The 25,269-nt window shown below is 72.4% G+C and carries 19 protein-coding genes, 1 tRNA gene and 1 pseudogene; 9 read left to right on the plus strand and 12 right to left on the minus strand.

Annotated features, from left to right (window positions below; genetic code table 11):
- Positions 1–124: 124 nt before the first annotated feature.
- The 5 genes from ACYVMZ_RS04585 (at position 125) to ACYVMZ_RS04605 (ending at position 8,487) form a co-directional block, all read left to right on the plus strand.
- Positions 125–1,471 carry a coiled-coil domain-containing protein gene (locus ACYVMZ_RS04585; RefSeq protein WP_461075644.1) on the plus strand — a complete coding sequence of 449 codons (1,347 nt, stop codon included), beginning with the start codon at positions 125–127 and terminating at the stop codon, positions 1,469–1,471.
- A gap of 22 nt (positions 1,472–1,493) precedes the next feature.
- The gene (locus ACYVMZ_RS04590; RefSeq protein ID WP_461075646.1) at positions 1,494–4,076 is read left to right on the plus strand and encodes a serine/threonine-protein kinase; all 2,583 of its coding nucleotides are present in this window, start codon (positions 1,494–1,496) and stop codon (positions 4,074–4,076) included.
- 3 nt (positions 4,077–4,079) lie between these two features.
- Positions 4,080–5,711 (plus strand): PP2C family serine/threonine-protein phosphatase, encoded by a 1,632-nt coding sequence (locus tag ACYVMZ_RS04595; RefSeq protein WP_461075648.1) that lies wholly within the window; start codon positions 4,080–4,082, stop codon positions 5,709–5,711.
- Between the two features lie 100 nt (positions 5,712–5,811).
- Positions 5,812–7,158 (plus strand): vWA domain-containing protein, encoded by a 1,347-nt coding sequence (locus tag ACYVMZ_RS04600; RefSeq protein WP_461075650.1) that lies wholly within the window; start codon positions 5,812–5,814, stop codon positions 7,156–7,158.
- 21 nt (positions 7,159–7,179) lie between these two features.
- Complete coding sequence (locus ACYVMZ_RS04605; RefSeq protein WP_461075652.1) at positions 7,180–8,487, plus strand: FHA domain-containing protein; 1,308 nt, start codon at positions 7,180–7,182, stop codon at positions 8,485–8,487.
- 3 nt (positions 8,488–8,490) lie between these two features.
- On the opposite strand, the gene ACYVMZ_RS04610 is transcribed toward ACYVMZ_RS04605, so the two are convergent.
- Positions 8,491–9,477: a methyltransferase domain-containing protein gene (locus ACYVMZ_RS04610; RefSeq protein WP_461075654.1), complete on the minus strand. Its 987-nt coding sequence runs from the start codon at positions 9,475–9,477 to the stop codon at positions 8,491–8,493.
- A 98-nt stretch (positions 9,478–9,575) separates the two neighbouring features.
- Here ACYVMZ_RS04610 and ACYVMZ_RS04615 point away from each other — a divergent pair, with 98 nt between their 5' ends.
- On the plus strand, positions 9,576–9,989 hold the full coding sequence (locus ACYVMZ_RS04615) for a globin (RefSeq protein ID WP_461075656.1): 414 nt from the start codon (positions 9,576–9,578) through the stop codon (positions 9,987–9,989).
- 169 nt (positions 9,990–10,158) lie between these two features.
- Here the strand turns inward: ACYVMZ_RS04615 and ACYVMZ_RS04620 are convergent, their stop codons facing one another.
- From ACYVMZ_RS04620 to ACYVMZ_RS04650, 7 genes are all read right to left on the minus strand, one after another.
- A complete protein-coding gene (locus tag ACYVMZ_RS04620; protein ID WP_461075658.1) occupies positions 10,159–10,833 on the minus strand; it encodes a hypothetical protein in 675 nt (224 codons plus the stop codon).
- Positions 10,830–11,267, minus strand: coding sequence for an acyl-CoA thioesterase (locus ACYVMZ_RS04625; protein ID WP_461075660.1), 438 nt, complete (start codon positions 11,265–11,267; stop codon positions 10,830–10,832). The genes ACYVMZ_RS04620 and ACYVMZ_RS04625 overlap by 4 nt, the downstream gene beginning before the upstream one ends.
- 2 nt (positions 11,268–11,269) lie before the next feature.
- A complete protein-coding gene (gene ettA / locus ACYVMZ_RS04630; RefSeq protein ID WP_461075662.1) occupies positions 11,270–12,934 on the minus strand; it encodes an energy-dependent translational throttle protein EttA in 1,665 nt (554 codons plus the stop codon).
- A 275-nt stretch (positions 12,935–13,209) separates the two neighbouring features.
- The gene (locus tag ACYVMZ_RS04635; protein WP_461075664.1) at positions 13,210–14,619 is read right to left on the minus strand and encodes a Cys-Gln thioester bond-forming surface protein; all 1,410 of its coding nucleotides are present in this window, start codon (positions 14,617–14,619) and stop codon (positions 13,210–13,212) included.
- A 265-nt stretch (positions 14,620–14,884) separates the two neighbouring features.
- Positions 14,885–15,355 carry a single-stranded DNA-binding protein gene (locus tag ACYVMZ_RS04640; protein WP_461075666.1) on the minus strand — a complete coding sequence of 157 codons (471 nt, stop codon included), beginning with the start codon at positions 15,353–15,355 and terminating at the stop codon, positions 14,885–14,887.
- Positions 15,356–15,630: 275 nt separating this feature from the next.
- Positions 15,631–17,535: a YfjP family GTPase gene (locus ACYVMZ_RS04645; protein ID WP_461075668.1), complete on the minus strand. Its 1,905-nt coding sequence runs from the start codon at positions 17,533–17,535 to the stop codon at positions 15,631–15,633.
- A gap of 183 nt (positions 17,536–17,718) precedes the next feature.
- Positions 17,719–19,326 carry a dynamin family protein gene (locus tag ACYVMZ_RS04650; protein ID WP_461075670.1) on the minus strand — a complete coding sequence of 536 codons (1,608 nt, stop codon included), beginning with the start codon at positions 19,324–19,326 and terminating at the stop codon, positions 17,719–17,721.
- Positions 19,327–19,647: 321 nt separating this feature from the next.
- Between ACYVMZ_RS04650 and ACYVMZ_RS04655 the strand changes: the two genes are divergently transcribed.
- The 3 genes from ACYVMZ_RS04655 to ACYVMZ_RS04665 all read left to right on the plus strand — a co-directional run bounded on the left by ACYVMZ_RS04655 (position 19,648) and on the right by ACYVMZ_RS04665 (position 21,023).
- Positions 19,648–19,723: transfer RNA gene (locus ACYVMZ_RS04655), tRNA-Arg, on the plus strand.
- Positions 19,724–19,763: 40 nt separating this feature from the next.
- On the plus strand, positions 19,764–20,729 hold the full coding sequence (locus ACYVMZ_RS04660) for a D-2-hydroxyacid dehydrogenase family protein (RefSeq protein ID WP_461075672.1): 966 nt from the start codon (positions 19,764–19,766) through the stop codon (positions 20,727–20,729).
- A gap of 168 nt (positions 20,730–20,897) precedes the next feature.
- Positions 20,898–21,023, plus strand: a complete 126-nt coding sequence (locus ACYVMZ_RS04665) for a hypothetical protein (protein ID WP_461075674.1) — start codon at positions 20,898–20,900, stop codon at positions 21,021–21,023.
- A gap of 259 nt (positions 21,024–21,282) precedes the next feature.
- On the opposite strand, the pseudogene ACYVMZ_RS04670 reads toward ACYVMZ_RS04665, so the two are convergent.
- The 4 genes and pseudogenes from ACYVMZ_RS04670 to ACYVMZ_RS04685 form a co-directional block, all read right to left on the minus strand.
- Positions 21,283–22,371 (minus strand): annotated as a pseudogene (locus ACYVMZ_RS04670) (IS630 family transposase).
- A 50-nt stretch (positions 22,372–22,421) separates the two neighbouring features.
- Positions 22,422–23,288 (minus strand): tyrosinase family protein, encoded by an 867-nt coding sequence (locus tag ACYVMZ_RS04675; protein ID WP_461075676.1) that lies wholly within the window; start codon positions 23,286–23,288, stop codon positions 22,422–22,424.
- Positions 23,272–23,694, minus strand: a complete 423-nt coding sequence (locus tag ACYVMZ_RS04680) for a tyrosinase cofactor (protein ID WP_461075678.1) — start codon at positions 23,692–23,694, stop codon at positions 23,272–23,274. The genes ACYVMZ_RS04675 and ACYVMZ_RS04680 overlap by 17 nt, the downstream gene beginning before the upstream one ends.
- Positions 23,695–24,627: 933 nt before the next feature.
- A complete protein-coding gene (locus ACYVMZ_RS04685) occupies positions 24,628–24,900 on the minus strand; it encodes a hypothetical protein (protein WP_461075680.1) in 273 nt (90 codons plus the stop codon).
- Between the last annotated feature and the right edge of the window lie 369 nt (positions 24,901–25,269).

A 25,269-nucleotide genomic window follows, 5' to 3' on the forward strand; every position in this document is an offset into this window, starting at 1 on the left:
AGGCGCTGACCGATCCAGCCGAACAAACCGATCCAGCCGAACCAGCCGAACCAGCCGAACCAGTTGAACAAACCGAACCATCCGTCGAAGCCGTCAATGAACTGAACGCAGCGAGAGGTGATCGATGGGCGACACGGGACCCACCGGGCCGGTGATGGACCGGGACGAGGTGGACCGTGCGCTGGCGCGGCTCGGCGCGGAGCACGAGGCGATCGAGACCTCGCTCCTCGCCCTGCAGGACCACGCGGGCCGCAGACTCCTCGAAGGCGCCGAGCTCACCGGCGTCACCAAGGAGCGCTGGACGGCCACGGAGGCGTCGATCACGCTGCTGTGGACGTACTTCGACGCGTACACGGACGCCCTGCGCACTGCCCGGGAGATCCGCGCCCGCCGCCGCTGGTCCAGCCGCGAGGACCTGGTGGAGCTGACGGAGCTGCTGCGCGGCGAGTCCGTCACCATCGCCGGATCCGCGACAGCGACCGCGACGGCAATCGCCAACGCCCCCACGCTGCACGGCGGTCCGAACAAACTCAGCGAACGCTACTCGCTCGCCACCCTCGTCGACCGGATGAACGAGCTGTACGCGACGAGCCTGGACGTGGTGGTCGCCGCGGACGCGGTCTGGTCGGCGCTGCCCGCCCGTATCGACTTACTGTCCGCCGAACTCCAGCGCACCCGCCGGCTCGCGCACTCGGTCGGGGTGCGCCCCGGTGAGCACCCGGCGGGCGACGACCTGGAGCGCATCACGCGCACGCTGACGAAGCTGCGCGAGGAGGTGGTCTCCGACCCGCTGGCATTCTGGGTGCCCGCCGAGGGCAGTTCGGCCCCGGGCGGCGGCAAGCCGGACACGACGGTGTACGACCGGGAGGCGCGCGCCCTGGAGGACGTACGCCGCGAGATCGACGCCGTACTGACGGTGCGTCAGGACGCCGAGAAGCGGATCGTCAGGCTGCGGGACGTGCTGTCCCGCGCGGACCGTACGCTCGCCGAGGCGCGCACCGCGCGCGGCGAGGTCCTCGCGAAGATCGCCGCGACGGAGGTGCCGGTCGTCAGCGGACCGCCGACCGCGCTGCAGGAGCAGCTGGCGACGGCCGCCGAGTACCGCAGACAGGCCCAGTGGCATCGCCTGTCCCCGCTCCTGGAGTCGCTGGAGCAGAAGGCGGAGGACGAATTGATGCGCGCCCGCGAGTCGTTGACCGCGGTCACCGCGCCCCTGGCGGTCCGCGCGGAGCTGCGCGGCCGCCTCGACGCGTACAAGGCGAAGGTCGCCCGGCACGGCCTCGCGGAGGACCCGCTGCTGGTCGAGCGGTACGAGAAGGCGCGCCGCATGCTGTGGAGCGCGCCCTGCGACCTGCGCGCCGCCGAACAGGCCGTGCTGCGCTACCAGCAGGCGGCGGCCGAACTGCTCGGCACCGCACCGCGGGTGCCCGGGCAGGGTGTGCCGGAGGACCGGAGGGGGCCCGGCGCATGAGCGACAAGGGGGAGGCAGCGTCATGAGTGAGGCACAGAACCCGGCGCCGAGCCAGGCGCAGCGCACCTGCCAGCGGCCGGGCTGCGGCGGGACGTACGAGGACGTCGGCGGCGGCGAGCTGTACTGCGACACCTGCGGTCTGGCCCCGGTCGTCGCGGCATCGGGGTCTCCCCTGCTCGAGCGCAGCCGAGAGCTTGGGGAAGGCATGGTCGGCTCGCCCCCGACCGGCATCACCGGCGGCGGCAAAGGCTCCCGGGGCTCCGGCGGCAGCGGCAGTTCCCGCGCCGGCAGCCGCGGTTCCTCGCGTACGTCGTCCCAGTCGTCGAAGTCGCGGCGCTCGGTGTCGGGACGGCTGTCGCGCTCGCTGTCGGGCAAGTCGACGGGCCGCTCGGTGTCGGTGCGCAGCTCCGGCTCCACCGCCGGTTCCTCGGCCCGGGGGCGCCTGGGCGCCGGGCTGGTCCAGGTCCCGCCGATCCCGCGCCCCGACCCGCGCGCGATGGTCCTGGAGAACCCCGAGGTGCCCGAGCGGAAGCGGTTCTGTTCGCGTTCGGACTGCGGGGCGCCGGTGGGCCGGGCGCGCGCCGGCCGCCCGGGACGCACGGAGGGCTTCTGCACCAAGTGCGGCCACCCGTACTCGTTCGTCCCGAAGCTGAAGGCCGGTGACGTGGTGCACGGCCAGTACGAGGTGGTCGGCTGCCTGGCGCACGGCGGCCTGGGCTGGATCTACCTCGCGGTCGACCGGGCGGTCTCCGACCGCTGGGTGGTGCTCAAGGGCCTGCTGGACACCGGCGACCAGGACGCGATGGCGGCGGCGATCTCCGAGCGGCGCTTCCTCGCGGAGATCGAGCACGCCAACATCGTGCGGATCTACAACTTCGTCGAGCACCTCGACCAGCGCACCGGCTCCCTCGACGGCTACATCGTCATGGAGTACGTCGGCGGCAAGTCCCTGAAGGAGATCGCCAACGCCCGCCGCACCCCCGACGGCAAGCGGGACCCGCTGCCGGTGGAGCAGGCGTGCGCGTACGGCATCGAGGCGCTGGAGGCGCTCAGCCACCTGCACAGCCGCAACCTGCTGTACTGCGACTTCAAGGTCGACAACGCGATCCAGACCGAGGACCAGCTCAAGCTGATCGACATGGGCGCGGTGCGCCGCATGGACGACGACGAGTCGGCCATCTACGGCACGGTCGGCTACCAGGCGCCCGAGGTCGCCGAGGTCGGCCCGTCGGTGGCGTCCGACCTGTACACGGTCGCCCGGACTCTCGCCGTCCTCACCTTCGACTTCCAGGGCTACACGACCGTCTACGCGGACTTGCTGCCCGACCCGGACAACATCGAGGTCTTCCGGCAGTACGAGTCGTTCTACCGCCTGCTGGTCCGCGCCACCGACCCCGACCCGGCCCGCCGGTTCGCCTCCGCGCAGGAGATGTCCGAGCAGCTCACGGGCGTGCTGCGGGAGGTCGTCTCCCTCCAGACGGGCCGCGCCCGGCCCGCGCTGTCCACGCTGTTCGGTCCTGAACTCAAGGTCACGGACGCGGAGTTGTTCCCGCGGCTGGACGGCGAGGTGTCGCGGCTGGGGGCGCGGGCGGTGCCGGCCAGGAGAAGGACCGCCGCATCCCCGGCCCCCGTCCCCCCGGCCCTCACCGGGGGCGCCGGGCTCGTCAAACCCGTCAACGCCCCCGCCGCCGCCCTCGCCCTGCCCGTCCCCCACGTCGACCCGTCGGACCCCAACGCGGGCTTTCTGGCGGGCCTGATGACCTCCGCCCCGGCCGAACTGATCGGCGCCCTCGCCGCCGCCCCGGCCCCGTCGATCGAGACGCGGCTGCGGCAGATCCGGGCCTGGCTGGAGACCGGCGACGCGACCGCCGCGCTGCGGGCCCTGGTGACGCTGGAAGAGGAGCGGCCCGACGACTGGCGGGTGGTCTGGTACCGGGGCGTGGCCGCGCTGGTGACCGGCGACCACGAGGGCGCCGCCCTCGCCTTCGACGCGATCTACGACGCCTTCCCCGGCGAGATCGCGCCCAAGCTGGCGCTCGGCCTGTGCGCGGAGGTGCTGGGGCAGTTCGACAACGCCGCCGAGTACTACCGGCTGGTGTGGTCGACCGACCCGAGCTATGTGAGCGCCGCGTTCGGCCTGGCCCGTGTGCAGCTCGCGACCGGCGACCGGCGGAGTGCCGTACGGACGCTGGAGTCGGTGCCGGAGTCGTCCATCCACTACACGGCCGCGCGCGTGGCCGCCGTACGGGCGCGCCTGAGGCAGCGTACGGCGACCGCCTCGGACGTGCCGTTCCTGGACGACCTGACCGCCGCGGCCGGGCAGGTGGAGGCGCTGGAGGCGTACGGTCTGGATCCGGCGCGCCGTGAGCAGTTGTCGGCCGAAGTCCTCGGCTGCGCGCTGGACTGGGTACTCTCCGGGGGCCAGGGTTCCGCCCCGCCCGGCTCCGGGGGACGGACGCTGCTCGGCAGCGGCCTGGACGAGCGGGGTCTGCGTTTCGGTCTGGAGCGTTCGTACCGCACGCTGGCCCGGCTCGCACGGGGCGGCGAGGAGAGGATCGACCTGGTGGAACGTGCCAACCGTTACCGCCCCCGGACGTGGGTGTAGTTGATGTCGCAGATGCCGCAGTTGTCCGCCTGCCCGAGCTGCGAGGAACCCCTCGAGTCGGGTGACCGTTTCTGCGGAGCGTGCGGATACGACCTGTCCGCCGTGCCCGCGCGGCCTCAGGACAACCCGACCGTCACCATGAACGGCTCGGTGCCGCCCCCGGGCGCTCCGGGCCGGGGGTACCCCGAGCCCCCCTCGGCGCCGCCCGCCGACGCGGCCTGGCCCACCGCCGGCCCGGACGGCTCCGGCGGACCGGCCCCGGTGCACCTGCCGACGGACCTGCCCGGCACGGACTCGGGCGGCTCCGCCCTGCCACCGCAGCCGCCGCAGGCGACACCCCCGGGCGTGCCCCACGCCCCGGCGCCGGGCACCGCCCTGCCGCCGCAGCCGGGCACCCCCGTGCCGCCGTACGCGGCCGTCCCCGTGCCGCCGCAGCCGGGCGTGCCGGTGTCCCCGCCCCCGGGCGCGCCGCAGCAGCCCCAGCCGTCGGTGTCCCCGCCCGTGCCCCCGCCCGCCGGTCCGCCACCAGTCCCCCCGGCCTCCGGCGTACGGTTCGACCGGCCTCCGCAGCCCGACGGCCACCTGTCCGACGCCCACGCGGCGCGGCCCGACGCGGGCCCCGCGCAGCCCGGCGCACATCCGAATCAACCCGAGGAGTATCCGCTCCAGGCCCCGGACCCGCGGGTGGCCGCCGAGCTCGCGGCGCAGGCCGCGGCGGGCGGCAAGGTGTGCGTCGCCTGCCGCGCCGGCCATGTGGACCACGACGGCTACTGCGAGAACTGCGGCCACGCCCAGCCGCGCGAACGGGACCACATGGAGCAGGAATCCGGCCCGGTCGCCGCGGTCAGCGACCGCGGCCTGCGCCACCACCGCAACGAGGACGCGTTCGCCATCGGCTGCACCGCGCTGCCCGACGGCTCCCCCGCCTCCGTGGCGATCGTCTGCGACGGCGTCTCCTCGGCGACCCGCCCGGACGACGCCTCGCTCGCGGCGTCGAAGGCGGCGAGCGAGTCACTGCTGGCCGCCCTGCCGCGCGGCACGCACCCCCAGCAGGCGATGCACGACGCGATCGTCGCCGCCTCACGCGCCGTCAACGCGCTGGCGAACGAACCGGCCACGGCCCGCGAGCACGCCCCGCACCAGAACGCCCCGGCCTGCACCCTGGTCGGCGCCGTGGTGACGAACGGCCTGCTGGTCGTCGGGTGGGTCGGCGACAGCCGCGCCTACTGGGTCCCGGTCGACCGCAGCGCGCCCCCGGCCCGGCTCACCGAGGACGACTCGTGGGCCGCGCAGATGGTGGCCGCGGGCCTGATGAGCGAGGCGGAGGCGTACGCCGACGACCGCGCCCACGCGATCACCGGCTGGCTCGGCGCGGACGCCTACGAACTGGAGCCGCACACCGCGTCCTTCAAGCCGGACCGGCCGGGCGTGGTGGTGGTGTGCACCGACGGACTGTGGAACTACGCCGAGGCGGCCGAGCAGATGGCCGAGGTCGTGCCGCTCGACGCCGCCACGCACCCGCTGCACAGCGCCCGGGTCCTGGTCGGCCACGCCCTGGACGGCGGGGGCCACGACAACGTAACAGTGGCCGTCGTGCCGTTCCCGGCCGTGCCCCAGGGGGCAGGATCGGCCTGAGGCCGCGTACGGGGACGCCTCAGCGGACCGGAGGGGACCGGTCCGCACACCGTCGTCGCCCCGCTCCGGTGGGGGCTTTCCAAGGGGGAGCGAAGCAGGCATGGCCAATTTCTCGAAGTCCAACGTGCCGCAGTTCTCGGTGGACGTGTACCAGAACGAGTACCTGCCGGAGGGCGGCCGCGAGGTCAACGCCATCGTCACGGTGACCGCGACCGGGGGCGGCACGATCGGGAGCGCGGTCGCGGCGCCCCACCTGTACGCGCCCGGCCAGGGCCCGTCCGCCGCCGTGGCGGTCATGGTCGACTGCTCCGGGTCGATGGACTACCCGCCGACCAAGATGCGCAACGCCCGGGACGCCACGGCCGCCGCGATCGACACCCTGCGCGACGGCGTGCACTTCGCGGTGATCGGCGGCACCCACGTCGCCAAGGAGGTCTACCCGGGCGGCGGGCGCCTCGCGGTCGCCGACGCCACCACCCGCGAGCAGGCCAAGCAGGCGCTGCGCAAGCTCAGCGCGGGCGGCGGTACGGCCATCGGCACCTGGCTCCGGCTGGCCGACCGTCTGCTGTCCTCCGCGGACGTCACCATCCGGCACGGCATCCTGCTCACCGACGGCCGCAACGAGCACGAGTCGCCCGAGGACCTCAAGGCGGCGCTCGACGCGTGCGCCGGGCGCTTCACGTGTGACGCGCGCGGCGTGGGCACCGACTGGGAAGTGAAAGAAGTCACAGGGATCGCCTCCGCTCTGCTCGGCAGCGCCGACATCGTCGCCGACCCGGCCGGACTGGCCGCCGACTTCACGCAGATGATGGAGACGGCGATGGGCAAGGAGGTCGCGGACGTCTCCCTGCGGCTGTGGACCCCGGTCGGCACGACGGTGAAGTTCGTCAAGCAGGTCGCGCCCACCGTCGAGGAGTTGACCGACCGGCGCACCGAGGCGGGCCCGCGCGCGGGCGACTACCCCCTGGGTTCCTGGGGGGACGAGTCCCGTGACTACCACGTCTGCGTCGAGGTGCCGGCCGCGAACATCGGGCAGGAGATGCTCGCCGCCCGGATCTCCCTCGTCATCCCGCAGCCCGACGGCAGCGTCCAGAACCTCGGCGCGCAGGGCCTGGTACGGGCCGTGTGGACGGACGACATGGCCGCCTCGACGTCGATCAACCCCCAAGTCGCCCACTACACCGGGCAGGCCGAACTGGCACAAGTCATCCAGCAAGGTCTCGATCTACGCAAAGCAGGAGACATCGACGGAGCAACGGCCAAACTGGGCCGGGCCGTTCAGCTCGCCAGTGCCTCCGGGAACGCGGATACTGCGAAACTGCTTGCGAAGGTGGTGGACGTGGTCGATGCCGCGACCGGTACTGTGCGACTGAAGGCGAAGGTCGAGGAGGCCGACGAGATGACGCTCGAGACCCGGTCCACCAAGACTGTTCGTGTGAAGAAGTGACGTAGAGAGGGAAGCGCCGACATGCCGACCTGCCCGAACGGACACCAGTCGGGTTCCGACGACTGGTGCGAGGTCTGCGGTCACCGCATGGCCGGTGCCGTGCCTCCGCCTCCGCCCCCGCCGCCCCCGCCGGGCGGCGGCTACGGCTTCCCGCCGCCCGGCGGCCCCGGTGGTCCCGGTGGGCCGGGTGGCCCCGGCGGCGGTCCCGGTGGCCAGCCCGGCGGGCGCCCGCACCTGTCCGCCGTACCGGACCCGCAGCCGGAGCTGTGCCCGCAGTGCCGTACGCCGCGTGAGGGCGGTGCGCCGTTCTGCGAGGAGTGCCGGTGGAACTTCCTGACCAACACGGCGACCTCGTACACGCCCGCCGCGCCGCGCCCGCCGGCGCCCGGCCCGGGCGTGCGCTTCCAGCAGCCGCCCGGCCCGGCTCCGTCCTACGGCGGCGGTGACTCGTACGAGTACCAGAGCTCCCGCCCCTCGCAGATGAACCGGCCGGCCGAGCCGATCCCGCCGGGCCCGCCCTTCGGCGGCGAGCCCTCGGGTCCCTCCGGCCCGCCCGGACCTCCCGGTCCGCCCGGCTTCGGTGGCCCCGGCCCCGGCGGACCCGGGGGCGGCCCGCAGGGGTACCAGCAGTCCGGCCCGCCGGCCCCGCCCGGATTCCCGCAGGAGACCCACCGGCCGCAGCCGGGTGGTCCGCCCTACGGCGGCGGTGACGACGACTGGGTGATCTCCCCGCCGTCGTCCACCCGCCACGGCGGCCCCGGTGGTCCTGGTCCTGGTCCTGGCGGTCCTGGCGGTCCTGGCGGCCCGGGTGGTCCGAACGGCCCGGGTCAGGGCGGCGGCTACGGCTATCCGCAGCCCGGCGCCACCCAGGCCCCGCCCGGCCCCGGCGGCTTCCCGCAGCAGCCTCAGCAGCCCCAGCAGCCGACGACCTGGACGGCGACGATCGGCCCGGACCGCGAGTACTTCATGGCGATGATGCAGCGCTCCGGCCCGGAGGCCGCAGGCCTGAACCTGCCCGCCTACTCGCCCGAGCAGCAGCGCACGCTCACCGGCAACCAGGTCACCATCGGCCGCCGCCGGCACTCCACCGGCGACACCCCCGACATCGACCTGTCGGTGCCGCCGGAGGACCCGGGCGTCTCGCACCAGCACGCGGTGCTGGTCCAGCAGCCGGACGGCAGCTGGGCGATCGTCGACCAGAACTCGACGAACGGCACGACGGTCAACGGCTCGGAGGAGCCGATCACGCCGTTCGTGCCGGTGCCGCTGCAGGACGGCGACCGGGTGCACGTGGGCGCCTGGACGACGATCACGATCCGCAGGGGCTGAGACTCAGGCCGGGAGGGGCCAGGCGTACGGCCCCTCCGGGTCGTCCAGCCACGCCCACTCGTGTGCACCGCTGACCGTGATGCCGTACCGCTCGCGCTGCGGCATGCCCTCGCGGTCCCACAGGGCGTACGCCTCCTGCGGGTCGAGGCTGCCGCGGGTCAGCGCGAGCAGGAACCGGAACGCGTCACTCTCCCTGGCCCGGTGCGGCACCCCGCCCAGCGCCGGCGCCTCCGGCCCGGGCCGGCCCGTGCCGCGCAGCGGGACGAAGTACGCGGGTGTGTGCAGCAAGCGCCCCTCGGCGTGCTCGGCGTCGCGCACCGCGAGCAGGACCAGGCCGGTGGCCAGCGGGGTGAGGATCCGGCCGCCGGGGCGGCACTGGGCAAGCCAGGCGCGCGGGATCGAGGGCAGGGCGCAGGTCGCGATGATCCGGTCGAAGGGCGCGCGCTCGGGCACACCGCGCGCGCCGTCGCCGGTGACGACGACCGGGTGGTATCCGGCGGCGGCCAGGTGCCGGCGGGCCGACTCGGTGATCTCCGGGTCGAGGTCGACGGTGGTGACCAGGTCGTCGTCACCGAGCCGGTGGGCGAGCAGGGCGGCGTTGTAGCCGGTGCCGGTGCCGATCTCCAGGACCCGGTTGCCGTCCTCCACGCCCAGCTCGGCCAGCATCGTCGCCATCAGGGACGGCTGGCTGCTGGAGGAGAGCAGCTCGCCGTCGCGCATCCGGGTCGCCAGCGGGGTGTCCTCGTACGCGCCGCGCAGCCACCGCTCGCGCGCCCGCGGGTCGGGGCTCTCGCCCCACCGGCGCTCGTAGCCGCCGACGGCGCCGACGTAGTAGTACGGCACGAACAGGTGCCGCGGCACCGCCGCGAACACCTCCCGCCACACCGGGTCGGCGGCCCAGGCGCCGCTCGCGTCGATCTCCCGCACCAGCGCGGCCCGCGCCGAGGCGGCGAGAGCCTCAAGATCCTTGTCGGTCGCTTGCCCGCCCATGCCTCCACGGTACGAGCGGTCGGCGCCGACGGGCCGGTGCCGTGCGGCCGGTGCCGGTGGTCCTAGGCCTTGAGTCCTGGTTCTCCGCGTCTGAGACCATGGACGACGTGAATGAGATTCGGCGCGGCACGCTTCAGGAGCAGACCTTCTACGAGCAGGTCGGCGGGGAGGAGACCTTCCGTCGGCTCGTCCACCGTTTCTACGAGGGAGTCGCCGAGGACCCGATCCTGCGGCCCATGTATCCCGAGGAGGACCTGGGCCCCGCCGAGGAGCGCCTGACGCTGTTCCTCATCCAGTACTGGGGCGGCCCGACGACGTACAGCGAGAACCGCGGCCACCCCCGGCTGCGGATGCGCCACGCCCCCTTCCCCGTCGACCGGGCGGCGCACGACGCCTGGCTGAAGCACATGCGGGTCGCCGTGGACGAGCTCGGCCTGTCCGAGGAGCACGAGCGGACGCTGTGGAACTACCTGACGTACGCGGCGGCCTCGATGGTGAACACTCCCGGCTGACGCCCTACTCCGGCGCGATCGGCGACGCGGCCCTGCGGGACGCGCGGGGGGCCGTCGGCACCGCCGTACGCACGAAGGCACGGGAGGCCTTCGACGGGCCGCCGGTCACCCTGGGCTCCCCGACCCGCTCGGGTCCCTACGGTCAGCTCTGCACGGTCAGTCTGTGCGGTCAACGCACGCTGAGGCCCAGCGCCCCGACTCCCGCGCGCCGTACCGCGATCGACCCGTACGGCGTACGCAGCCGGAGCCACGCGCCGGAGGAGAACAACCCGATCGCACCCGCGCCTTCTGGCCGCAGGAACCCGAGCGACTGCGCCGCGTGCACCGCCCGCACCGGCAGCGGGGTGTCGCCGACCGTGCGGGACCAGATCTCCCGCCCGATGCGGTCGAGTTCGGCCCTCGTATGCCGTTCCGGCGCCAACTCCTGCGTGCGGGACCGGAATTCGGCGACAGCGGCGGCGACGAGAGCCCTCAGCTCGTCCGGGCCCGGCAGCCCGGGCTCGGGCCGCCAGCCGCCGCGCGGCGGCAGCACCCCTGCCCACGGCGGCCCGGTCACCGCGGCCGGCACGACCGCCGTGGCGCCCTGCTCGTCCACCGACTCCAGCAGCTCACCGGCGGACACGGTCACGTCGAGCGTGGCATCGAGCCCGTTCTCGTACGGCTTCGCCAGCCGTACCGCGCGCACGGCCAGCACCTCGAAGGACGGCGGCCGCCCGAAGACGGCGAGCGCGGTGCCCGCCGCCTGCAGGCGCACCGCTGATCCACGGTCGTAGTGGAGCAGCCGGGAGAGGAAGGCGGCGAGGTCCGCTGCCTCCCCCTCGTCGGCGAGGTGGAGCACCGTCATGCGGCGACGGCCTCCCCCGCGTCGGAGTCGCGGTCGCCGTCGACGTCGTCGTCCATGTACTCCCGGAGGAACTCCCGCTCCTCCGCGGTGAGCCGGCGCGGCCGCTGCGCCTCGAAGTCGAACGGCACGATCACCGTGGAGGCCCGGACGTAGACCTGGTCCGGGTCCTTGACCTCGTAGGCGAGCGTGAACGACGCCGCCCTGATCTCCTTGACCCACAGCTCGATGTCCACCGGCGCGTGCCGGTGGACGAGCTGCCGCTTGTAGTCGATCTCGTGGCGCGCCACCACCGACCCCTGCTGGAAGTCCTTGTCCGGGCGGAACAGGAAGTCGATACGGGCTTCCTCCAGGTAGCGCAGGAACACCACGTTGTTGATGTGGCCGTACGCGTCCATGTCCGCCCAGCGCAACGGGCAGCGGTAAATGTGCCGCAAGATCAGCCCCGGGTCAGCTTCTTGTAGGTGGCGCGGTGCGGACGCGCGGCGTCCGGCCCGAGCCGCTCGATCTTGTTCTTCTCGTACGACTCGAAGTTGCCCTCGAACCAGAACCACTTCGACTCACCCTCGTAGGCGAGGATGTGCGTGGCGACACGGTCGAGGAACCACCGGTCGTGGGACACGACCACGGCACAGCCGGGGAACTCCAGCAGCGCGTTCTCGAGCGACGACAGCGTCTCGACATCGAGGTCGTTGGTCGGCTCGTCGAGGAGCAGCAGGTTGCCGCCCTGCTTCAGGGTCAGCGCCAGGTTCAGCCGGTTGCGCTCACCACCGGAGAGCACACCCGCCGGCTTCTGCTGGTCCGGGCCCTTGAAGCCGAACGCGGACACGTACGCCCGCGACGGCATCTCGACCTGTCCGACGTTGATGTAGTCGAGCCCGTCGGACACGACCTCCCACAGCGTCTTCTTCGGGTCGATGTTCTCGCGGCTCTGATCGACGTAGGCGATCTTGACGGTGTCGCCGACCTTGATGGTGCCGGAGTCGGGATCCTCCAGCCCCTGGATCATCTTGAACAGGGTGGTCTTGCCGGCACCGTTCGGCCCGATGACACCGACGATCCCGTTACGCGGCAGCGTGAAGGAGAGGTCGTCGATCAGGACCTTCTCCCCGAAGGCCTTGCCGAGGTTCTCGACTTCGACGACCACGTTGCCCAGCCGCGGCCCCGGCGGAATCTGGATCTCCTCGAAGTCCAGCTTCCGCATCTTGTCCGCCTCGGCGGCCATCTCCTCGTACCGGGCGAGACGCGCCTTGGACTTGGCCTGCCGCCCCTTGGCGTTCGACCGCACCCACTCCAGCTCTTCCTTGAGCCGCTTCTGCCGCTTGGCGTCCTTCTGGCCCTCGACCTTGAGGCGGGCGGCCTTGGTCTCCAGGTACTTGGAGTAGTTGCCCTCGTAGCCGTGGAGACGGCCGCGGTCGACCTCGCAGATCCACCCGGCGACGTTGTCGAGGAAGTACCGGTCGTGGGTGACGGCCACGACGGTGCCCGGGTACTTGGCCAGGTGCTGCTCCAGCCAGTTCACCGACTCGGCGTCGAGGTGGTTGGTGGGCTCGTCGAGCAGCAGCAGGTCGGGCTGCTCGAGCAGCAGCTTGCACAGCGCGACGCGGCGCCGCTCACCACCCGAGAGATTGGTGACGGGCCAGTCACCGGGCGGGCAGCCCAGCGCGTCCATGGCCTGCTCCAGCTGGGCGTCGAGGTCCCAGGCCTCCGCGTGGTCGAGCTCCTCCTGGAGCTTGCCCATCTCCTCCAGCAGCGCGTCGGAGTAGTCGGTCGCCATGAGCTCGGCGATCTCGTTGAACCGGTCGAGCTTGCCCTTGATCTCGGCAACACCCTCCTGGACGTTCTCCAGGACGGTCTTGTTCTCGCTCAGCGGGGGCTCCTGCAGCAGGATGCCGACGCTGTAGCCGGGCGACAGGAACGCGTCCCCGTTCGACGGCTGCTCAAGCCCCGCCATGATCTTCAGAACAGTCGACTTACCGGCACCGTTCGGGCCGACGACGCCGATCTTCGCACCCGGAAGGAAGTTCAGGGTGACGTCGTCGAGGATCACCTTGTCGCCGTGCGCCTTGCGCGCCTTGCGCATGGTGTAAATGAACTCAGCCAAGAGAAACCGTCCGGCAGCTTGAAATCTGGCAGTGGGCAGATACACCCCATCTTGCCCGACTGCTACCCCCGGGGGGAAACCAGTATGGGCGAGGGCCTCTGACCTGGGGTTTCGAGGGTAGGGGCGGTGGCTCGAATGTCACTGTCGGTGATCGGTGGTCGGGCTCGGGGGCCTGGACGGCCCCCAGCACGGCCCAGCACGATCACTCCCCGGAGGACGTGACCGCCTGGGTACTCACTGTCGCGTTGCCAAGGCCCCGCCCCGCCCGGCCCCGCTCACTCCCCCGTCGGCGACTGCCCGCGGCGCACGATCAGCAGGGCCGCTCCGCCGATCACCACCAGGGCGATCGCCGTGCCGGCGATCAGCGGGGTGGCGCTGGAGGCGCCGGTGTCGGCGAGGTTGGTGTCGGTGGGAGCGCCGGCCGGCACGGCGGGGCTCGGCTCGGTGAGGGTCTGGGTGGTGGTGCCGCCCTCGCTGCTCTGCGTCCGGCAGTCGAGCATGCCGGTGAACCGCTGCTCGAAGCCGCCGGGGCCCCGGACCGTGAAGTCGTACGCCCGGTCCTCCGGCAGCGGGAGCGTCACCGTGCGGGACTCGCCCGCGGGGACGGTGTGCTCGGTCCCGGCCAGTTCGAAGGTGTACGGCTCGTCGCCCTCGTTGACGGCCGTGAGGTCCACGCCGCCCTCGGCGCAGTTCTTCGCCGCGGACAGCGCGAGGGTCGCGCCCTTCCTGGACCAGGTCGCGCTCGCCGTCGCCGAGACCGTCGACGCGCTGGAGCCGGCCAGGATCTGCGTCTGGCTGCGGCCCTCGGAGGCGAAGGCACGGCCGACGGGCACGGTGGTCGAGGCCTGCACGGTCAGCTCGGCCGTGCCGGTCGGCGCATCCTCCGGCACCTCGAAGAACACCTGGCTGCCGTCCCCGGCCGCCGTGACCGCCTTGCCGTTCCCGTCGACGATCCGTACGCCGCTGGTGGCGGCGTCCGCCGGGGGCGACAGCGTCACGCCGCGCGCGTTGGTGCGCACCGTCACCGGGCCGAGCCGCTCGCCGGGGCGGCCGGAGACCGCGGCCGGGTCGAGGGTCAGCGACGCCCTGGGTTCCGGCAGGTCACGGGCGTTCTTCTCCAGGTGGTCCGCGAGCTGCTCGGCCTGCGGGTCGACGGCGTCGACGTCCGCGTCGTCGGAGTAACGCCAGATGGCCACCTGTGTGCCGGCCGCCGCGTCCTGCTCGGTGAGCGCGCCGCGCACGCCCGCCTTCTTGGCGAGCGCCGCCAGGTCGTTCACCTGCGGGTAGGAGTTCTGCAGGATCCAGCGGATCCGGCCGGCGTCCTTGTTGGCGCCCAGCGAGGTGCCGCTCCACGCGGTCTCGTGGTACCGGGCGTCCTTCTGCGTGGGGTTGTGGATGTCGACGCAGTACGTCTGCAGGGTGCCGCCGCCCTCGACGGACATCTCGAACAGACCGGCCGACACCTGCTGGTCCCCGGCCGGGGCGTGTATCACCGCGCCGCCGTACGTCTTCAGCCCGCCTATGGTGGCGGTCGCCCCGCCGTGGCTCTGCGTTCTCTCCCCGGCGGCGGCCTGGCCGGCCTCGGCCATCATCCCGGTGGCGACGAGCCCGGACACCAGGGTCGCGGCGCCGAGGCGGGCCGCCCCACGCCTGCGCGCGGACAACGCAGAGAACGCAGCAATCACCAAATTCCCCTTCGAGCAGGACCCGTTGACGTGGGGGGACGGTCCCACCAGCAGAATCTCGCAGCTCCGAGAGCTATGCCCGGCATCCTAGGGACGCGGCGCAGCGCGCTTCCCGGTGAGGCCGTCGGCAGCCCGATCCGACTCGGAATCGTTATCGCGGAGACGGCTCGTGAGCAGGGCTTATCGACAAATCCACCCGTGGTCGGCAGGTACGCACTCGCCGATAAGCCGCAGTTCGGTCAGCCTCGCCCGGCAGGGGCTGACGTTACGTCACCGCCGCTGGTTGTGGCCGCTGTTGGGGCTCGGCTTCAGTGGACTCCCCGGCCGGCGTCTCCCAGTTGGGCTCGGGCTGCGCCGGTGCGGCGGCTGCCGTCTCCGGCCTGCTGGTGCGCCGGAACGCCGATGTGCCCCACGTGAGGTCATGGCCGATCGCGACGGCGTCGATGTCCGCCGAGGTCCAGTTCTGACCCTCGCGCACATCCGTACGCACCTTCAGCCTGCCGTGCACGATGACGGATTCCCCCCGCGACAGTGACGCCGCCACGTTCGTGGCGAGCTGCCGGTTGGCCCACACGGTGAAGAAGCTGGTGTTCCCGTCGGTCCACGCGCTCTTCTCGCGGTCCCAGTAGCGCGCGGTGACCGCCAGCCGGAACCTCGCCGACGGTCCGGACGCCAGCTCCCGGTACACCGGCGGCGTCGCCACCCTGCCGACCGCACACACCATCGTCTCGTTCATCGCGAACCCCTCCCTCGCCCGGGCCGCCCGCCTGGGCCGGATACGCGTACGGGCCCGTCCCGTACGGCTGCGTCTGCCGCGGCGGCCGCACGTCTCACGTACCGCCGCTGTCACAGCGACCGCGTCCGTCGCGATCGCCGCGAGGCCAGACTGCCTCCGCCGGGCCGAGCCCGCTGAGCGCTGTGGACCACCGCCCACCTGTGGAAAACTCCGCCACCCGAACGAGTGACCCGAGTCCCGACCGCAGGTCACCCCTGCCCCGGGCTACCCTCGGGTCATCCCCCGGCCCCCGCCCCGATCACCCGCCCGTACTGCTCCCGCACCTCCCGGTACCGCAGCAGCTCCGCCGCCACCGGATCCAGCACCCGCGCCCTGCCGCACCCCGCAGCCGCCTCCCGTAGGCGGCGTTCCGCCTCCAGCCCGTACCGCCGGGCCGGGCCGCGGGCCGCCATCCGGCAGCTCCACTCGATCAGCGGGCCGCCGACGATGCCGATCACCATCAGCAGCACCGGCACCCCGAGGTTCGGCGACATGAACCCGATGATCTGGCCCAGCAGCCACAGGCCTCCGACGAACTGAATGATCGTCATCGACGCCTGGGCGAGCACCGCCACCGGCCACCAGCCCGGCCGCGGCGGACGCCCCGGCGGCAGTCCCGCGCGGGCGGCCAGCTCGTCCAGTGCCTCGGGCAGCCCCTGGGAGCCGCGTACGGCCGCCTCCCGCACCGCCTGCGCCCAGGGCGCGGGCAGCCCGGCCGAGGCCCGGTCGGCCACCGTCCGCACCGCCTGCTCGACCCGCTGGCGGGCCGTGGCCTCCTCGTCCGCCGGTGCACGCAGGGGGAACCGTCCGGTGGGTGGTTCGCGCCGGTCCTGGCACCAGCGCCACAGCCGCAGCCACGGCGTCCCGCACGCGCGGTTGGCGTTGCGCAGCCAGGCGCGTTCGGCCGCCTCGCCCGCCGCGGTGGCGCCCACCGCGTCCGCGAGCCGCGCCGAGAACTCCTCCCGTGCCTCCTCGCTCAGCCCGGTGCGCCGCCGGGTGGCGTAGACGGGCCACAGCCGCGCTGCGGCGATGTCCACGTCGGCCGAGATCCGGCGGGCCGCGGCGCCCCGTTCGGCCACGAACTGGCCGAGGGCCTCGCGCAGTTCGCCGACGCCGTCCCCGGTGAGCGCGGACAGCGCCATGACGGTCGCGCCCGGTTCGCCGTACTCCCCGAGCGCGATGCCGTCCTCGTCGAGCAGCCGCCGCAGATCGTCGAGGACCTGCTCGGCGGCCTCGCCGGGCAGCCGGTCGATCTGGTTGAGGACGACGAACATGACCTCCGCGTGGGCGGCCATCGGCCGCAGATAACGCTCGTGGAGCATGGCGTCGGCGTACTTCTCGGGGTCGACGACCCAGATGACCGCGTCGACGAGCGCGAGGACGCGGTCGACCTGCTCCCGGTGCTGTACGGCCGCCGAGTCGTGGTCGGGCAGGTCGACCAGGACCAGCCCGCGCAGCTGGGAGTCCGCGTCCCCGGCCTGCAACGGTCGTCGCCGCAGCCGGGGCGGGATGCCGAGCCGCTCGATGAGGCCGGCCGCCCCGTCGCTCCAGCTGCACGCGATGGGTGCGGCCGTGGTCGGCCGGCGCAGGCCCGTCTCCGAGATGGCCGCCCCGGCGAGCGCGTTGAACAGCTGCGACTTGCCGCTCCCCGTCGCGCCCGCGATGGCGACGACGGTGTGCTGCCCGGAGAGCCTGCGCCGCGCGGCGGCCTCATCGAGGACCCGGCCGGCCTCGGAGAGCGTCCTGCTGTCGAGCCGGGTGCGAGAGAGCCCCACCAGTTCGCGCAGCGCGTCCAGCCGCGACCGCAACGGCCCCTCGTATGTCAGGGGCGTCACGGCCGGTGCGACGGGCGCCCTGCTGTCCACGACGGCGAACTGCTCGGCGCCGGCCGTCTCGGTCACGCGCCGCGCGATCAGCCCGTCGTCCCAGAAGCCGGAGGACTCCGCACGACCGGAGGACTCCGCACGAGCGGAGGACTCCACACGACCGGCGGGACCGCCGTCCGTACGGCGTGCGGGACTCTCCTCCGTACGGCGGGAGGCGTCGGCGTCCGGCCCACGCGCGTGCCCGTCGCTGTCCGGCACGCGCGCGTGCGCGTCGGTGTTCGCCCTGCCCGCGTGCTCCTCGGTACGGTCGCCCACGGCCGCGCCTCCTTCCTCGCGCTCGCCTTCCGATGCACCCGTCTCGGAGGGCGCGCCGGAGCTCTCCTCTGAATCTGAAGCCGTCTCCTCAGGGCGCCCGTTTCCGGAAGCCGCTGCCCTGGAGAGCCCGTCTCTGTGCTCGTGGTGCTCGGTGTGGTCCTGGTCAGTGACGGCGGTCACCGGTCACCTCTCCTTCTGCAGTACGGACAGCGCGGCGATCAGTTCGGCCTGGGGCTCCGGTTGGATGCCGAGCGCGTCGAGCGGGGCGAGACGGCGCTCGCGCTCGGCGTTCATGACCCGGTCGACGTGCTCGGTGAGCAGCCGCCCGGCCCGGTCGCGCAGCCGCAGCGCCCCGTGTGCGCCGATCCGCTCGGCCAGCCCCTCCCCGGCGGTACGGCCCCGACGACCGCCCAGCAGCGCGGTGGCGACCAGGGCGGCGACCATCTCGGGGTCGGGCGCGGGGCTCCGGCCGAGCTCGCGCACCTCCTCCTCGGCGTACTCCTCGAGTTCGCGCCGCCACCGCCGTACGGCCAGCCCGATGCGGTGCTCGGCGCTCTCCAGGGCGGGGTCGTGGTCCGTGAGCTCGGGGGCGTCCGCCGCCGGTTCGCGCCGCCAGGCGTCGTTGACGCGCTCGTCGGCGGCGGCGACCGCGCACAGCAGCAGCGCGCTGAGGCTCTCCACGAGGGCGTCGAGCAGCTCGCCGGCGGTGCAGTCGAGCGGGAAGGCGCGCCACCGCTTGAGCGCGTCCCCGGCGAGTACGGCCCCGGCCTGCAGCCGGCCCCGCACGCGCGTGTGCTCGCTGTCGTACGCCCTGTCGACGGCGGCGGTGAGCCGCAGGGAGGCCGCGTACTGCGCGGCGGCGGCGCTGGCGAGCTCGGGCATCCGGGACTTGAGGGAGTCCAGGACTCCGTAGGCCGTACGGGCCATGACGTGCTGCCGGGCCGCCGGGTCCTGCGCCTGGTGGACGAGCCAGGAGCGCAGCTGCGCGACGGCGGTGGCCGGCAGCAGCCCGCCGCCCCAGACCGACTCGGGCAGCTCGGGCACGGTGAAGCGCGGTACGTGGCCGAGGCCGGCCTTGGTGAGCAGGGCGCCGTACTGCCGCGAGACCTCGGCCACCACCTGGTGGGGCACGCGGTCGAGCACGGTGACCAGGGTGACGTCGTACTCCTTGGCGGTGCGCAGCAGGTGCCAGGGCACGGCGTCGGCGTACCGGGCGGCCGTGGTGACCATGACCCAGATGTCGGCGGCGCAGACGAGCTCCGCGGCGAGGATCCGGTTGTCGGCGACCAGGGAGTCGACGTCGGGCGCGTCGAGGAGGGCGAGGCCGGGCGGCAGTGTGTCGGCGGTCTCGATCCGCAGCACGCGCGCGGGGTTCTCACCGGGCAGCAGCAGGTCGTCCGCCGGCTCCTGGTGGGGCACCCACACGCGCGTGAGATCGGGCAGCACCCTCATCCCACTGAACCAGTGATGATCCTCCGGATGGCAGACCAGCACCGGCGTCCGGGTCGTCGGCCGCAGCACGCCCGCCTCGCTCACCCGTCGTCCCACGAGGGAGTTGACAAGCGTCGACTTCCCGGCCCCCGTGGAACCTCCCACGACGGCCAGCAAGGGCGCTTCAGGCTCTCTCAGGCGGGGCACCAAGTAGTCGTCGAGCTGCGCGAGCAGTTCGTCGCGGTTGGCACGCGCGCGTGGGGCCCCCGCCAGGGGCAGCGGGAAGCGTGCGGCGGCGACACGGTCGCGCAGGGCGGAGAGTGCGTCGAGCAGCTGAGGCCGTACGTCCAAGGTCACCACATGCGAAGAATGCCCAATTTTAGGCGAATTCTGAAGCATATGAGCATGTCTGCGCGCCGACGGAACAGAAGGGACGGAAAGGACTACTGGGACAGGGGCACGCTCCAGGCATAACGAGTGCACAACACCCGATGCCCGAGACGCCAAAAGCGGTGCACGATTCGTACCTGCCTGCGATTATCAGGACCGCTTCACCGAACCTCCACATCGAGCCACGGAGGCGAAGCAACAGGGACGAGGATGCGGGAGCCCTATCCTTGTCCCCGGCAACGTCAGGGTTCAGCCCACACCCGGGCACCAGGACAGAGGCCACCACACCAGGCCCCCGTAGCTCAGTGGATAGAGCAGGCGCCTTCTAAGCGCTTGGCCGCAGGTTCGAGTCCTGCCGGGGGCGCCACCGCCACGGACGGGCGGAATGGCCATGGGGAGGGACCGGCGTGCGGCTGCGCTGCGCTGTACTGGACGACTTCCAGAACGTGGCGACTGAGGCCGCCGACTGGTCGCCGGTCGCGGACCGCGTGGAAGTCGTCCCCTTCGGCACCCACATCGACGACGAGGACGCCCTGGCCGCGGCCCTCGCCGACTTCGACATCGTCGTGACCCTGCGTGAACGCGTCCCCTTCCCCGGCTCGCTCCTCGCCCGCCTGCCCCGCCTGAAGCTGCTGGTGGCCTCCGGCATGCGCAACTCGGTCATCGACTACGCGGCGGCCGAGGCGTACGGCGTCACCGTCTGCGGCACGGCCAGCTCCTCCACCCCGCCCGTCGAACTGACCTGGGCCCTGCTCCTCGGCCTGGCCCGCGGCATCGTCGAGGAGAGCACCGCCCTGCGCGCCGGCGGCCCCTGGCAGAGCACCGTGGGCGCGGACCTGCACGGGCGCCGCCTCGGACTGCTCGGCCTGGGAAAGATCGGCAGCCGCGTGGCCCAGGTCGGCCTCGCCTTCGGCATGCACGTCAGCGCCTGGAGCCAGAACCTCACCAAGGAGCGCGCCGACGAGGTCGGCGTGGAGCTCGCCCCCACCAAGGAGGACCTGCTGACCGGCAGCGACTTCGTCTCCGTCCACCTCGCCCTCTCCGACCGCACCCGCGGCCTGCTCGGCCCCGCCGAAGTGGGCCTGCTCAAGCCGACCGCCTACCTGATCAACACCTCGCGTGCCGCGATCGTCGACCAGGACGCCCTGCTCGCCGCCCTGCGCGAGGGCCGGATCGCCGGTGCCGGCGTCGACGTCTTCGACGTCGAGCCGCTGCCCGCCGACCACCCGATGCGCACGGCCCCCCGTCTCCTGGCCACCCCGCACCTCGGCTACGTCTCCCGCGCCAACTACGCGACGTACTACGGCCAGGCGGTCGAGAACATCCGGGCCTACCTGGCCGGTTCGCCTGTGCGAGTCCTCTCGCCGGGCTAGGTGGATCGGCCTGCGGGTTGTCGACGCGGCTGATCGGTGGGGGTCCGCCGAGTGCGGTGTGGCGGTGGCGGTGGTGGCAGGCGTGGAGGAAGTCCGCCGGGGCTCGGGGGAAGAGCTCGGACTCGTAGCAGGAGCCGTTGTCGGTGGGGACGCGTTCGACGTGACGCCGTGAGCGGTGAAGAACGCGTTCGCGAGCTGCCGGAAGCCGACGGCGGTCTCCTCGCGCTCGTCGGCCAGGGGCTGGCTGCAGGCCAGGCGGGAGTGGTCGTCGACGGCGAGTGGATGCAGCAATAACCGATCACTGGACGGGCGTTCTCTGCCCGGCTTGGATCGGCTCGCCCGGCCGGGCCCGTTCATGGCGCGGCAAACCAGCCCGCCGGGGGCGGTCGAGCCAGGCCAGGTGTTCAGGCCGTGCCGGCCCAGGATTGCGGTGCACGGTCGAGGCGGGCAGGTCCGCAACCGGGCCGATGCGGGCCGGTCCCGGGCCTGTGCTCGGCCGCGGCCGGCGACGTGGGGCTCGACAGCGGCGGACGTCCGGTGCGGTGTCGTGCGACTAGTGTCCTGAGTCGGGAATTCGGTTCAGATATCCGGCGAGGCGTTCAAGGATCTCGTCCGCGGTCTTCGTCCAGACGAAGGGTTTCGGGTCTTCGTTCCAGGTCTTGATCCAGGTGCGGATGTCCTTCTCCAGGGCCTGGACGTTCTTGTGGACACCTCGCCGTATCTGCTTGGTCGTCAGCAGCGCGAACCAGCGCTCGACCTGGTTGAGCCAGGAGGAGCCGATCGGCGTGTGCACGTGGAAGCGGGGATGCGCGGTCAGCCACCGCTGGATGGCAGGGGTCTTGTGGGTCGAGGCGTTGTCGCAGATCAGGTAGACGTCCAGCCTGTCGGGCACCTCCTTGTCGATCCGGATCAGGAACTTCTTGAACTCCACCGCGCGATGCCGGCGGTGGATTTGGCCGATTACCTCGCCGGTGGCGGTGTTCAGCGCGGCGAACAGGGTGGTGACGCCTCCGCGCACATAGTCATGTGTATGGCGCTCGGGCATCCCCGGCATCATCGGCAGCACCGGCGCCGACCGGTCCAGAGCCTGGATCTGCGTCTTCTCGTCCACACACAGAACCAGCGCATGCTCGGGCGGAGCGAGATACAGCCCGACCACGTCACGGACCTTCTAAATGAACTGCGGATCCTTCGAGAACTTGTACGTGTCCACCAGGTGCGGCTTGAGGCCGAAGGTCCGCCAGATCCGCGCGATGGCCGACTGCGACAGGCCCACCTCCCTGGCCATGGACCGCGTCGACCAGTGCATGGCGTCCTTCGGCATGGTCTCCAGCGTCTTGACGACCACATCCTCAACCTGGGCGTCGGTGATCTTCCGCGGTCCGCCCGGACGCGGTTCGTCGGTCAGGCCCTCCAGCCGGTCCCGCACGAACCGGGGCCCGCCACCGGCTCACCGTGTGTGCCTCGATGCCCAACCGGTCTGCAACTCCTTGTTCGTGGCACCTGTCGCGCATTCCAGCACGATCCGGCACCGCAGGGCCAGCGCCTGAGAAGACGTCCGGCGCCTGGCCCAGCGGGCCAATGTCTCACGCTCGTCGTCGGTCAGCACCAGCTCGGCCTTCGGCCGTCCCGACCTCGCCATCCGGCCATCATGCCGAACCACCTTACGCAGCGAATTCCCGACTCAAGACACTAGGCGTACCGGTAGATCCCGCTGTGGTCCTCCAGCTCGCCGGGGGTCACGTCCCACGGCGGCAGCCTCTCGTGCCGCGCGACGATCCGGCCGCGCTGGGCGTCGCCCCGGGCGAGCGGCTTCGCGGGGAGATAGCGGGCGCCCGGGTGCCGCCGCTGCCAGCGGGACCAGAGGAGGTCGACGAAGGCGTGGTGCATCCAGAAGACGGGGTCGTTGACGGAGGCGCCGCCGACCATGTGGCCGCCGACCCACCGGTGGACCCGGTTGTGGGTGAGCCAGGAAACGGCGCCCCGGCCTCGCCCCCACCCCTCCAGCTTGTTGCGGAACCCCTTGGTCGACGTGGAGTTCCAGGGGGCCGTGTCGTAGACGGGGTCGTCGAGGGCCCGTTTCACATCGCCGGCCGTGGGCAGGGCGATCGGGTCACGGGAGCGGCCCAGGTCACGCGTGAGGAACGCGGTTTCGGTGATTCCCACCCTGATGGGCCACTCGCCGTTGCGGTAGGCGAAGGGGCCGGTCATGACCTGCCGATCGGACCGGCGTCCGGTGCCGCCGAGCAGGTCCTCGGTCCACGGTACGGCCGTGGGGGTGCGGTTGCGCGTCCAGTCCCAGTACGGCACGGTGACCGACTCGTCCACGCGACGCAGCGCCTCCTCCAAGTCCAGCAGGAACCTGCGGTGCCAGGGGAGGAAGGAGGGTGCCATGTGGGCGGCACGCAGCCCGCGCTCACCGTCGGCGACGTAGTACGCGATGTGCGTGCGCACGAACTCGTCGTACTCGCCACGCCGTTTGACCTCGAGCAGCGCGTTGACGAACCGGCGCCGCTCGGACCGGGTGAGGGTGCTGACGTCCTTACGCGTGTACACCATGGTGCTGATCCCCCTCGACTCCCTTGCCCCCGCTCGGCGGACGGCTGTCCTTCATGCTGCCCCCGTCCTCCGGCGCGCCCAGCCGCGCCGTGGGGCCGAGTTCGTCGACGGCCGCGCGCGCGGCGGCGAGCGGAGTCGGATACGAGCAGTAGTGGTCGACCATGCTCATCCAGCCGCCGTCCGCCCGCCGCATCAGATGCAGCGGCCGCCCGTCCACGGTGACGCGCCACGCGCTCGGGCCGTCCTCCCCGGGCCGCCCGGCGTCGTACCTGACACCTGCGATGCGGCGCCCGCGATACGTCTCGTCGAACCGTCCCTCGTCTTCGGCCTGTCCCGGCGCCTTCCCCGCCGATCCCGACGCCCTCGAGGTTGCCCCCGACGCCACCAGGGCCGGAGCGAGAGCCACCGTGAACGCCGATGCGAACAGCCCCCATAGCCCACGGCGTCGCACCGTGGCCCTGGCGCGGTGGACGGCGGGCGACTTCGCGGGGTGCGCGGAGCCGGCAGTCGCGGGTGTGACCGTCGTGGGCACCGCGGAGCGCGCTGGTTGTGGCTGCGGTGGTTTGTCGGTTCCCAATGCCTGTCTCCTCCTCGCCCTGAAAAGGCGGTCCACGTGGCACCCACTCGACGGGCCGATCCCATGCGCGGTGGGATCGGCGCAGGAGTCGCGCTCAGCCCTGCCCCTGCAGTCGGTGCCCTTCTCCGTGTCGAGCACTTCCGGCCGGTAGTCCGCCAGCTACTGGTCGACATGCTTCCTGACCTCGGTCACGTCTCCGGTGAGGCCGGCGGCCTTGAGCGGGAATTACTTCACCGCCTTCAACGAGCCCCGGACTGACCGGAAACTCCCGCACGCAGAAAAATGCGGCGGCCCACACCGAAGGTCACCCGAATGAAGGGCATGTCTTATCCGCCTTTCTCATCCTCGCATTAGCAGGGCCGGTACGACGTCCGGGCCGTGTGCCTGCTTCACCTCAGGCGCACCTGCCCGTGCTCAGCAAGGCACCGGGACCGGCAGGCCAGGCAGGGCCGGCAGGTTGCCCAGGAGGCCGGAGATGGTGGCCACGAGCTCCTGCGCCAGTCCGTGATCGCGGGCAGGACGGCGGCCGGGTTGCCGGAGGTGAGGGCCGTGAGCAGGGCATCCACGAGTGCCTGCAGATCCACCAGCCCCTGCCTTGTCTCGGCGGCCGCCTTCTCGTTGTCACGTACCGGGGTTCCCATCGGCGGCAACGACACGGACGCCGGGTTCGTCGACACCGACGGGGCACTCGGCACCACGGGGGCCGCGGGATTGGCGGGAGCCGTCGAGTTCGTCTGTGCGGCGGTGGTGGCCCTGGCGGCGTCACCGAGCTCGGCAGCCCTCGTGGCGGGAAGCTGACCCTCTTTCGGCCTTGAGCGCGGCGTCCATCAGCGCGGTGACCGGCGGCACCACGGTGCCGATGTAGCCAAGCTGCTGGACCTGGGTCTGGAGGGTGGCCACGTCGACGACGGGGGCCGCCTCGGGAGTGTGGTCACGCGTCGTGTCTGCAGCCAGGGCAGCGGGAGACGCGACGCCGAGCGCGAGGGTAGCGCACAGTGCGGACGACGCGAGGCGCTGTGCCGAGAGAGCGGGCATTGAAGTCAGAGCACTCTGCATAGCGGAAGCTTCGCCGCGAGGAGGAGTCGCCACGGGTCAGACGTGCCGCAGACCGGGACGCCCGCCGCCCCTCCACATTCGGCGCAAGACCCGCAACCAGGCCGGGAGTCGCCACGACCGGACGGTACGCCTGACGAATGAATGGCACTTCCATATGTGCGCATGTCTCATCCTGCATGCCCTTAATGTCGGGATAGAGTCACGCGTCGAACCAGCCGACAACCTTATGTTTTCCCGTGAAGGAGCAACGCCGGCCATGCGTCACTCCCAATGTCTTTCCACCACGGCATTCGGGAGGACCCTCCTGCCTGACGGCCCCTCAAAGCAGGACGGTCGTCCTCAAGGCTG

The organism is Streptomyces deserti (genome assembly GCF_054782695.1).